The organism is Blautia sp. LMAG:89 (genome assembly GCF_008679485.1).
Lineage (GTDB): Bacteria > Bacillota > Clostridia > Lachnospirales > Lachnospiraceae > Blautia_A > Blautia_A fusiformis.
The window spans coordinates 65,207-76,813 of record NZ_NANC01000005.1; the positions used below are offsets into that span (position 1 = coordinate 65,207).

General features: G+C 41.9%; 9 protein-coding genes and 1 riboswitch. All 9 genes read right to left on the minus strand.

Features of this window, described 5'->3' with window-relative positions; all coding sequences use genetic code 11:
* Positions 1 to 153: 153 nt before the first annotated feature.
* A riboswitch (TPP riboswitch) is annotated at positions 154 to 261 on the minus strand.
* 207 nt (positions 262 to 468) lie between these two features.
* A complete protein-coding gene (locus CCC70_RS09440; RefSeq protein ID WP_287084724.1) occupies positions 469 to 1,587 on the minus strand; it encodes an Ig-like domain-containing protein in 1,119 nt (372 codons plus the stop codon).
* A gap of 230 nt (positions 1,588 to 1,817) precedes the next feature.
* Positions 1,818 to 2,876 carry an ABC transporter ATP-binding protein gene (locus CCC70_RS09445; protein WP_021651677.1) on the minus strand — a complete coding sequence of 353 codons (1,059 nt, stop codon included), beginning with the start codon at positions 2,874 to 2,876 and terminating at the stop codon, positions 1,818 to 1,820.
* Complete coding sequence (gene cysW / locus CCC70_RS09450) at positions 2,866 to 3,702, minus strand: sulfate ABC transporter permease subunit CysW (RefSeq protein ID WP_287084725.1); 837 nt, start codon at positions 3,700 to 3,702, stop codon at positions 2,866 to 2,868. Before cysW ends, CCC70_RS09445 begins: the two co-directional genes overlap by 11 nt.
* Positions 3,702 to 4,541, minus strand: a complete 840-nt coding sequence (gene cysT / locus CCC70_RS09455; RefSeq protein ID WP_144092220.1) for a sulfate ABC transporter permease subunit CysT — start codon at positions 4,539 to 4,541, stop codon at positions 3,702 to 3,704. Before cysT ends, cysW begins: the two co-directional genes overlap by 1 nt.
* 95 nt (positions 4,542 to 4,636) lie before the next feature.
* A complete protein-coding gene (locus CCC70_RS09460; RefSeq protein WP_287084726.1) occupies positions 4,637 to 5,662 on the minus strand; it encodes a sulfate ABC transporter substrate-binding protein in 1,026 nt (341 codons plus the stop codon).
* 255 nt (positions 5,663 to 5,917) lie between these two features.
* On the minus strand, positions 5,918 to 7,102 hold the full coding sequence (locus tag CCC70_RS09465) for a LacI family DNA-binding transcriptional regulator (protein WP_287084727.1): 1,185 nt from the start codon (positions 7,100 to 7,102) through the stop codon (positions 5,918 to 5,920).
* Positions 7,103 to 7,324: 222 nt separating this feature from the next.
* Positions 7,325 to 7,699, minus strand: a complete 375-nt coding sequence (locus CCC70_RS09470; protein ID WP_287084750.1) for a HEPN domain-containing protein — start codon at positions 7,697 to 7,699, stop codon at positions 7,325 to 7,327.
* A 37-nt stretch (positions 7,700 to 7,736) separates the two neighbouring features.
* The gene (locus CCC70_RS09475; RefSeq protein WP_287084728.1) at positions 7,737 to 8,078 is read right to left on the minus strand and encodes a nucleotidyltransferase domain-containing protein; all 342 of its coding nucleotides are present in this window, start codon (positions 8,076 to 8,078) and stop codon (positions 7,737 to 7,739) included.
* Between the two features lie 244 nt (positions 8,079 to 8,322).
* Positions 8,323 to 11,508 carry a leucine-rich repeat protein gene (locus CCC70_RS09480; RefSeq protein WP_287084729.1) on the minus strand — a complete coding sequence of 1,062 codons (3,186 nt, stop codon included), beginning with the start codon at positions 11,506 to 11,508 and terminating at the stop codon, positions 8,323 to 8,325.
* Positions 11,509 to 11,607 lie beyond the last annotated feature (99 nt).

An 11,607-nucleotide genomic window follows, 5' to 3' on the forward strand; every position in this document is an offset into this window, starting at 1 on the left:
GGTGGTGCACCCCTTCATGAACTCTGTTCACTCTCAAAATTTCCCATGTTTAATTGTAAAATATTTCTCTGTAAATCCTGATCTTACGTATATTCAGTCGGATAAAACATCCGCATTCAATAAAAAAAAGGAGATACACCAAAGTATCTCCCGTAAATTCATCTTATACGTTCCTACGTTGGCATTATCCAAATCAGGTATAAGGGTCGAAGTTGAAGACTTCCTCTCAGCCTGCCGTCACAAGCTCCCCTGTCATTTACATGATTTAGTATAATTCCGATTCTGCTTCATGTCAAGAATAATAAATTTTGGTTTTATTTGGTTACTGTTCACTGGTAATATTCCGCGAGGTGTTTTTTGTGAGCGAAGGTCACAGAAAACCCGAGACATACCGCGCGGATTTATGCGATTAGCATAAATCCTGTGCATCGCGAAGCGTGTTGCTGAGAACGGAGTGAACAGTAACTTTTATTTATAAGCAGTGAATCCCAGATCATTCATTGTCAGGTTTAAATTCCTTTTCAGATAAGCATTTGCTGCTATCATTGTCGCTTTCATCATAATGTTGGAAGTATCCTGCAGATCTGTCATCGCTTTTTTTCCGTTTGTATACAGGAAAGTCAGATTCTGACCTTTATAAGCAGATGCTTTTGTGGAAGAAGTCAGCAGCACAAAGACTCCATCCGAAGACAGGGCGGACTTCACACTGACCGTATCAGATTTCACACAGTTTCCGATAATATCCAGTCCGGCAAGGACTCCATCTGAAGGCACAGAAATCAGCATTCCAACATCTATCTTATCTTCTTTCTTCAGATAACCGATCATCAGAGTACTTTCTTCATTTACTTTGACATTTATAAACTGACTTCCGTCTTCGGTATATCTGCCTTTCTGACTGATATATTTTTTCAGTTTGGCATAATTCTGCGTCATTTTTGCGTTAGCCGATGCAGGATTCTTTACAGTAATCTTACAGGTGAATTTTCTGCCGCCAAGGATCGCTGTGATATTCGCTGTCCCTGTTTTTACTGCGGTGACCTTTCCGGCTGAAGTTACCTTGACAACATTTGTGTTGCTGCTCTTCCATGACGGTTTCAGACTGGTGCCGTTGATCTTCAGTGTATAAGTTTTTTTCGGTGTCAGTGTCAGGCTGGTCTTATTTAGGGTGAGATAATTCAGACCTGCGATCGCTGTCAGACCTTTTTTATTATAGCTACTCCAGATCGTATTTTTTCCGGATTTCCGGTAAGCTTTTACCGTATAAGTATAACGTGCTCCGGTGCTTACTTTTGTGTCGGTAAATGTAACATTCTTACTTCCTGTGATGGTTTTTACTGCTTTCCATCCGCTGTTTCCGGTCTTGCGGTATACACGGTATCCGGCTACTCCTTTTACCTGTTTCCAGCTGAAAATGATCTTATTCCTGCCGGAGATCTTAATAGAAGACATGGCCGGCGCTGCTACAGTTACTGCCGCCTGTACTTCTGCCACGCTGATCAGCTCCGGAACCGTAGCTGGTGCCGCCGTTGCAAGCATAAAACCTGTCAAAATGCCACATAAAGCTTTTTTCCAATTTCTTCTCATACGCTTTTTTCCTTTCTGCTTTGTGGTATATCTGGATTTCCTAACAAATATAGTATACATTATAAAAATTATTCCTGCTATGATATTTTTCGCCGAATCAGGGCTTTTGGTGAAATTCGGCAGTTTCTACAATGACATAAAAAATGCCGCTCCCTCGGCCACATCATATGATATTCGCAATCCGCTAACGCTACTTGCTCATAAAAAAATGCCGCTCCCGCGGCATTTTTTTATATAACAAGCCAATCCTCAACCATAGCTGTATTATGTAGCAGTACTGCCTCATTTCCCTTCGTTACAAAAATCCTCTGCACAAACACATCCACAACTTCACCTTCCCGGACGGGTTCTTCGTCAAGGCTTCTTCTGGCGCTGAGTGTGGTGTTTCCTACACGGACTTTCAGTTCCAGGCTGCTGCCGCGGAATGCTACTCGTTCTACGATGCCCTCTGTTGCAGAGCTTTTATATTTCTGTTCCTCGTTCTTCTTTGTCACTTTCACAAACTCCGGACGGACAATGGCTTTTTCACCTCCCGGAACTTCCTCGAAATGATTGAACACCTGGTAATCATCGATCACGGAAGTCTGCCCGAAAAATCCCGCCGTAAACGCAGTATCCGGATTCTGGTAAACCTCCAGTGGAGTTCCTTTCTGTTCAATGCGACCACGATTGGTGATGATGATCTCATCTGCCACCTCAATAGCCTCATCCTGATCATGGGTAACAAAAATGCTGGTGATCCCCAGCTTCTCGATCATATCCTTCAGCCAGCTTCGAAGCTCCGTACGGATCTTCGCATCAATAGCCGCAAAAGGCTCATCCAAAAGAAGCAGCTGTGGATTTGGAGCCAGCGCCCGGGCAAAAGCAACTCGCTGTCTCTGACCACCGGACAGCTGACTCGGATATCTTTTCTCCAGGCCCTTCAGCCCGATCAGCTCTACCAGTTCCATAACCCTCTGCTTAATATACTTCTTGTCCGCCTTCTGTACCTTCAGGCCAAATGCAATATTATCATACACAGTCATATACCGGAAAAGGGCATAATTCTGGAACACAAATCCAATGCCTCGCTCGCTGGCAGGAACATCATTGACCACTCTTCCGTCAATGATGATCTCACCGCTGTCCGGCTGCTCCAGACCGGCGATCATACGGAGGATCGTTGTCTTTCCGCTTCCGCTTGGGCCTAAGAGACCGATCAGCTTACCTTTTTCGATGCCAAAACTTACATTATCAGATGCCTTGTAATCCCCATATGTTTTATTGATATTTTTTAACTCAACGTACATCGCCTTTTTCCCCCTTTCCTTTATACTCCAGAACATTTCTTGCGATCAGAAGGATCACCGCCAGGATCACCAGGATCGAAGAAACCGCAAATGCCGGAACATACTGGAATTCGTTATAAAGAATTTCCACATGAAGCGGAAGTGTATTTGTTTTTCCACGGAGATGTCCGGACAGTACGGACACAGCTCCAAACTCTCCCATGGCTCTGGCTGTACACAGCACAACACCATAGAGAAATGCCCACTTGATATGCGGAAATGTCACCTTGGTAAAAATCGTCCAGCCTTTTGCTCCCATCAGTGCTGCCGCCTCTTCCTCATCGGACCCTATGGATTCCAGAACCGGTATGATCTCTCTGGACACAAATGGAAATGTGACAAAGATCGTTGCCAGGACAATTCCAGGAACTGCAAACACGATCTGTATCCCTGCACTTTCAAGAACAGAATAAAGAGGACTCTGCTTTCCAAAAACCAGGATATAGATAAGACCTGCGATAACCGGTGATACCGTAACCGGAACATCGATCAAAGTGGTAAGGAGCTTTTTTCCCCGAAAATGAAATCTGGTCATTGCCCATGCCGCACACAGACCAAAGATCGTGTTGCATACAACAGCCGCAGCCGTCGCCTCAATGGTCAGCTTCAGCGCTTTCAGCGTGTACTCATCTGTCACCGCCTGCACGTAGCACTGCCAGCCCTTGCTCAGCGCCTGGGTTACAACAACCACCAGAGGCAGTACCAGCATCACAAAAAGAAAGATCACGGAAATCCCGATAAGGATCCATTTCACCGGCCCGGAAGCCTGCTTCTTTTTTTCATCCATTATGCATCCCTCCCTCTGATACGTTTCGTATTTCTTGCCTGCACCAGATTCACACCAAACAGGATCAGAAATGATACTGCCAGTGTAACCAGTGCGATAGCTGTTGCGCTTTCATAGTCAAACTCCTGAAGCTTTGACATGATGATCAGCGGCGTGATCTCTGTATAGTAAGGTTTGTTTCCTGCGATAAAAACAACACTTCCGTATTCTCCTAGGCAGCGTCCGAAGGCAAGTCCCGCCCCGGAAAGCATTGCCGGCAGAAGCTCCGGAAGAATAACCCTGCGAAAAACGGTGAATGGCTTTGCACCCATGACACGAGCCGCCTCCTCATAAGAACCGTCCAGCTTCTCCAGAACCGGCTGAATGGCCCTGACTACAAAAGGGATTCCCACAAAGATCAATGCCACCGTGATACCGATCCTGGTATATGCGATCTTAATACCGAAATTTGCAAAAAAGCTTCCCACCAGACCTTTATCGGATGTCAGGGATGTCAGTGAGATACCGGCAACTGCAGTCGGCAGTGCGAAAGGCAGCTCGATCATTCCATCCATGATCCTTTTTCCCGGAAAATCATATCTTACCAGCACCCACGCAAGGACCAGTCCCATAATAGCATTGATCACTGTGGCCGCAAATGCAGTAATAAAGCTTACATAGAATCCGGACAAAACCCTCGGCCGTGTGATCACCTCAATAAATTCCCGAAGCCCCAGCCGCGCCGAGTATACTGCCAGAGACGCAAGAGGGATCAGAACTACGATACTCAGCATCGCCAAAGTCACTCCCATTGTCAGTCCAAAGCCTGGTATCACACGTTTACTCTGTTGTTTCTTCATTTCTGTCTCCCCTCTTTTCTATTCTAAGTTTCTGATCTGTTGCAAATTCCCGGTCTGTTGCAAATCTCTGGTCTGTTACAAAATCTCAGGCTCTTCTACTCTTCATAGATCTCATCAAACACTCCGCCGTCTGCGAAATGCTTTTTCTGAACTGCATCCCAGCCGCCGAAATCTTTGATCGTTGTCAGCTTCACCTTCAGGTTAAAAGTATCTGCATGCTTTTTCAGGATCGTCTGATCAACCGGCCTATAGTAATTCTCCGCGATCAGCTCCTGAGCTTCATCGGAATACAGATATTTCAGATATGCTTTCGCAGCTTCTGCATTATCATGCTTTTTCACATTTTCATCTACAACAGCAACGGATGGCTGTGCCAGGATACTGATGCCCGGCGTTACGATCTCGTAATCATCCGGATTATCCCTTACAGAAAAAAACGCTTCATTTTCCCAAGCGATCAGCACATCACCCTGCCCGTTTTCCACGAAAGAGGTTGTGGCACCTCTTGCTCCGGAATCCAGAACCAGGACATTTTTGTAAAGCTTCTTGATAAAGGCTTTCATCTCTGTCTCGTTGCCGTTATATTTCTCATTGGCATAAGCCCAGGCTGCCATGTAATTCCAGCGGGCACCACCGGAGGTTTTCGGATTGGGAGTGATCACCCCCACACCATCCTTTGTCAGATCATCCCAGTCGTGGATATTCTTCGGATTTCCCTTCCGAACAAGAAATACAATGGTGGAAGTATAAGGAGCACTGTCATCCGGATATTCATCGATCCATCCCTTGTCGATCAGACCGGCATTCCGGATCGCATCGATGTCATATTCCAGTGCAAGTGTCGCCACATCTGCAGGAAGTCCGTTGGAAATCTCAAGGGCTTGCTTTCCGGAACCGCCATGAGACTGGATCACATCCACACTCTGACCTGTTTCCTCTTTCCAATATTTTGAAAAAATCTTATTATATGCTTCATAAAATTCTCTGGTCGGATCATAGGACACATTGATGATCTCCACATGATTTTTATCCTTTGTATTGTTTCCCGATACTGCAAAAGTTCCTGCCAGTACCACTGCTACCAGTGTGATACAGACACCTGCGATGCGTTTTCTTTTCATGATCTGTGTACTCCTTTACAACCACATTTTTATTTAAAAATCTTTTCCCACCAATGTAACTGCTTCATTTCGCTGTCAAATCATACCTGTTCTTTCCGTTTACTGTGGTTCTGTAATTTTTTTATTTGAATTGAATACATTAAACCATATTATTCCCATTAATTAAATAGGAATATCTGAAAACGTTTTCACGAAATACTCTGGTCATAGCGCAACTGCATCCTGTCTGTCACTATATCTGCGCATCCGCAACACTCAGATACAATAATCGCTCCACATACTGTCCTCCACACTGCTGCAGCTGTTCCGTATCATCAGTCTGCCTTCCAGTTCCATTCGCACAATACCGGAATGCCCGCCCTTCAGCCGGTCCAGCAGCAGGTATAATGCAAATTTTCCCATATCCTCCTTGGGCAGGCTCACCGTTGTCAGCATCGGTCTGGTAAACTGTGCCTCCTGTATATCATCGCTGGATATGATCGAAGGCATATAATACCGGTTCCGAAATTTATTCAGGCACTTCAGCATTCCGATCGCCGAAATATCATTGGCACAGTAGATTCCGGTTGGCATGTCGTCCGACTGAAAGAACTTTTCCATGGCCTCGTAGCCCTCGGCTTCAGTCTGCTTTGTTTCGATAACATACTCCGGTATCACATCCAGATCATGCTTCTTCAGTGTTTCCAGATACCCGTTATACCGGTCCTCGCTGTGACACTGGCCAATATAACCGATATTTTTGTGTCCCAGGGAGATCAGATATTCCACTGCCGCTGCTGCGATCTTTTTCCCATCACAAAGGATCTCATCCACTTCATAATTGGTAGAATTCCGGTTCACCGATACCACACTCTTATACTTCTTATTCAGCTTCTTCAAAGCCTCTTTATTACATCTGCCGATGATGATCAGTCCGTCCCTTTTCCCTTCCACCTCATCATACATTCCGTCGATCAGCCGGTCCAGATTCTCCCTTCGGCACTTCCGGTCATCGGAAAACACAGACATATACCATACTTTGGAAAGAATGCAGTTTTTATCATGGATCTCACTTTCGATCACCCGAAGGAGCTCCGCAAAAAACGGATCCGTTGTGGAAGAATCGGTTCTTGTCATCAGGATATTGATGTACCAGGTTTTCTCCTGCTTTGCGGAAACGCCTTTTTTCAGATTCCTGGCCGCCTCGTTAGGCACATAATTCATCTCGATAGCTGTTTTCCATATCTTATCCCTGAGTCCGGAAACAGAACATTTATAATTGGGATTATTCAAAACTCTGGAAACCGTCGCCGGTGAAACCCCTGCCTTTTCTGCGATCTTCTTGATGGACATGTACCCGTCCCCTCCCTCTGAAAAAAGTCTGCCCGCTGCCAGTCCTGTAAGCTGCTCAACGTCATCTGTGTAACTCAGCATCATCGGTGTAACAGAACTTTTTATCATTCCTTATTTCATAGTAATTAAATATGTTTTATATGATAATGAGAGTTTTGAAAAAAGTCAATCTTATTTTGTGAAAACGTGTTCTTTTTTTTGCTGCATCTTCCAGTAGACCACCCGGATTCTGCGCCTTGCCCATCTCATTTAGCATTACATTACCAAGCAAGGCACACTACAAAAAAATACCTTACACAGAGTTACTGTGGAAGGTATTTTTTGCGATCATCACTTATTATTGTCCTTTAATTTTCTTTTGATATATTCTTCTATCAATTCCAATAATTGTTTACCCGTTTCTATCTGTTCTTCTGCTTCTTCTCTTGTTGCAATATAAAAATCATCATAATCGCTGGCATGTCTGATTTCTTCTGCTTCTACGATTTTTCGTCCAAGTTTTCTGGGAAAAATCTCTGTTTTAATATAATTCTTATTGAAATTTGCTAATGCATCTTTATGACGTTTATATGCATTTCCATCTAGTGCATGTATTGCTGAAATTGCATGATAAATACCATAATATGCCCGATTATTAGCACCTCGAAATTCTTTTGCATTCAAAAGAATTTCCGCAGCTTTAATATCACTTTGGGCAGTTTCAATCCGCTAAAAAATAAGATCTTTCTGCGTTCCTTTTTCATCAGGCTGCATCAAATAATTTTACCCCCTCTTTCTTTACATTTGCATAAAATGGATAAACATCAACCCAATTCAGAAAATGTTTTTCACTTTTTGCAATTGGCTTAATATCAAGATCATGATCCATATTAAAATCAAAAGTTTCTCCTGCCAATCCATGACGATACTGCTTAATATCTATATCAGACAGATCAAGGAGAATCATAATATCGATATCAGAATCTTCTCTATAATCTCCTCTGGCATATGAGCCGTATAAAATAACACTTTTCAAATGTTTCCCATATATTTTCTGTAATATTTTTGTGTATTGTTCCAACAATGTCTTCATCGATACCGGCATAATCCCGCCCCCTTCTATCTGATAAAACATCTTTATTCGATAACCACTATTTCTTCCATTTAATTATACGCTTTTATATCATTATTCTTCAATGAAATTTTTTCGACATAATTCTCCAGACATACAAAAACAGACTGAGAACCTGATATATATTCTTATCAAGCTCCAGTCTGTTTTGCGTGCTCAAATATATAAGATATAACTATGAGCAAATAACAAATGCGGATTGCTAATATCCCTTGAATTATTTAACCGTTACCTTACAGGTCAGTTTTTTAGAACCACTCTGAACGGTGATAGTTGCAGTTCCTTTTCGGATGCCTTTTACAACACCTTTGGATGTGACAGTTGCGATTTTTTTGTTGGATGATCTGTAAGTGACCTTCTCATCAGTATTTCTTGGTGTTGCAACGGCTTTGATGGTGAAGGTTTTTCCTCTGTTCACGGTCTTTGTTTTTGGTACACCGGTGAGTTTTGTTGTTTTGATCTTTGTGACCTTAACAGTGACAATAACTTTTTTACTTCCGGCTTTTACTGTGATCTTTGCAGTGCCGACTTTCTTTCCTGTGATAACACCCTTGGAATTTACTGCTGCGATCTTACTGTTGGAGGAACTGTATGTAATCTTATCCTTGCTTGTAACCGGCTTCAAAACAGGTTTCAGAGTTACTTTTTTTCCTTTGACTACACTGACTGTGGACTTCATGTTTGTAATCGCCTGTGTAGTGACTCTGACTGTAACCAGTATATTGGTCTTCACGCCACTATTCAATGTGATCGTCACCCATGTTGAACCGTTTTTATTTTTTGCGGTAAGTTTAAATGTGCCGTTCTTATTCACATTGGAAACGGTTACAAGGCCGGTGTCCTTCGGTGTTACACTCTTCAGATAATCGCCGTTGGCAAAATCAGATACCCGGATAGCTGTAGTAGACTGTCCATTTTTTAATGTAACCTGATCCGTATTTACACTCATATTGTAGGTCCGAGTTTCTCCCCAGTCCTGAAAACCACACCGTTCACATTTAAAATGCTGCTGGTAATCCGCTGTAAAAAATATCGGAGTTGGATTTCCTTTGCTGACAGTGTGTTTGCTTGAACCATGATTTACCCATTGCTCGTCCGTAAATTTATGTCCCAGTTCCGGAATGAGCACATCGCTGTCCTGCTGCATTTCTTCTTTTCCATCTTTATCCAAAAAATGTTTCCCGCAGGATGTACAACGATAGGTATCTTTCATTCCCGGATTCAGACACTCCGCCGGATATCCCTTTTCTAATTCCAGAATGTGCTCATTCGTCATCGGTATTATCAGCTCACTATCTTCCGTAACCTTCTCGGTTCCCTTTTCATCAAAGAACATCTGCTGACAGTAATCACAAATATAGTAACTTTTTCTTCCCTCATTTGTACAGGTTGCTTCATATCCCTCAATATATCTCATTGTATGATTCTGAGGTTCTGTCGGAATCATCAAATCTGCTTCTTCTACTATCTGAGTTCCTTCCTGATCAAGGAAATATTGATAACAATTATTGCAGTAATAATAAGCTTCCATACCTCCATATATACAATTCGGCTCATTTTTCTCATGGTATTCCATCTGATGCCCCAATGCCGGAATCATGATATCCTTCTCTGAAATCTCCGTTTCACCATTCCAGTCAGAAAAATTTTTGCCGCAGGTTTCACAATGATAATATGACTGATTGCCTGACTGTGTACAGGTTGCGCTTTTTCCTGCATAATAGGTCAGATTATGACCCAGTTTACTGATAGTCAGACCGCCCCATACTACACTTGAACCTTCTGCATTACAAAAATCCCTGCCACATACTTCGCAGTGCCAATATTGATAGTTTCCATCACTTGTACAGGTTGGCTTAGATTCTTTATGAAAGGTAAGTGGATCCTTTATGTTATGGAACGAAAAACTGTTTTCCGTAGCATATGTTTCCGCCGTAGAACCTTTATGTCCCATAATAAGAATATTCTGCTTTGTACCATCTGCATTATAACCAAATGCCTTTTTTTCTATCACTGTGGATGCATTCGCAATGTAAACACTTCTCAGATATGTACAATTAAAAAATGCATTGGTATCAACATGTGTTATATTGTCCGAAAGAATGATCTCTGTCAGACTGGTACAGTTGGAAAATGCTCCATATGGAATTTCTGTAAGATTCTTTGAAAATTTGATTCGATTTAAACCACAATTCTCAAACGCAGACTCTTCAATCGTTGTTACGCTGTCTGGTAAAGTTACTTCTCCCAAAATCGTGTCAGTGAATGCATTCTTTCCAATCTTTGTCACCCCATCTGGAAGTATGATATTTTGTAAGGAGCTACATTCCCAAAATGTACCCTTTTTTATCTCAGTTATATTCTTTGGAATATTTATTGATTGAAGATTAAAATTCCAGTTAAATGCACTTTCTCCGATATCTGTTACTGTATCTGGAAGTTCAATACTTCTAAATTTACAATAAGAAAAAGCCGCATTTCCTATCGTTTTCAGACCTTCTGGAAAATAGATCTTTAATATTTCACTATTAAAAAATGCACTGTTTCCTATACTCGTTATATCTTTTGGTAACTTAATTTCTGTTAAACCACATTGCCAAAATGCCCTATTGCCAATCTCTGTAATGCTATCCGGCAAAACAATATTCTCTAATCGTCCACATCCAAAAAACATCTCTTCGCCTATACGTTTCATGTTTTCAGGTAATTTCACACTTCTTAAATCCCAACATCCATAAAATAACCCATCACCCACATCTATTACTGTTTCTGGTAATACAAAATTTTTTAATGCACAGCCACTAAACGCATAGTTACCTATTTCCGTTATATTGTCTGATAATTTAATACTACTATCCTTTAAACTACTACATCCTCTAAATGCATTTTCTTTTATACTTGTCACGTTATCCGGAATATTAATATTTTCCAAACTACTACATCCACTAAAAACATTACTTTCTATAGTTGTTATTCCCTGAGGAATATTAATACTCTTCAAGCTACTACACTCTTCAAATGCACCATATCCTAGATTAACAATTCCATCCGGCAAAGTAATTTCTTTTAAATTACTGCATCCTGAAAATGTATAGTTTCCCAAACTTGTTAAACTTTTTGGCAATGTTACACTGGTTAAATTCTTACAACCTGCAAATACACCATTCCATGACCTATATTCAAGTAATGTAATTCCCTCTCCAATTTCTACTCTTTTAACCCTTTGATCACTAATGAATCGATCCGAAGATAGCTCTCCACTCCCCTCAATCACAAGTCGTCCATCCTCATAAAGTTCATAAGTAGCATTATTTCCATTTCCAAAACTTCCACAACTAACAACTTCCGAACTTTCGCCCGCACCGACAACTGCTGCTTCTCCGTCTGAAAAGTCGTCTTTCACATCTGCCTGTAATTCTTCTGTATCAAAATTATCTGCTTCCGCGTCCTTCTCCAGTTCTTCGGTGCTGTCCTCAAATAGTTCAAGGTTACTGGTGTCATT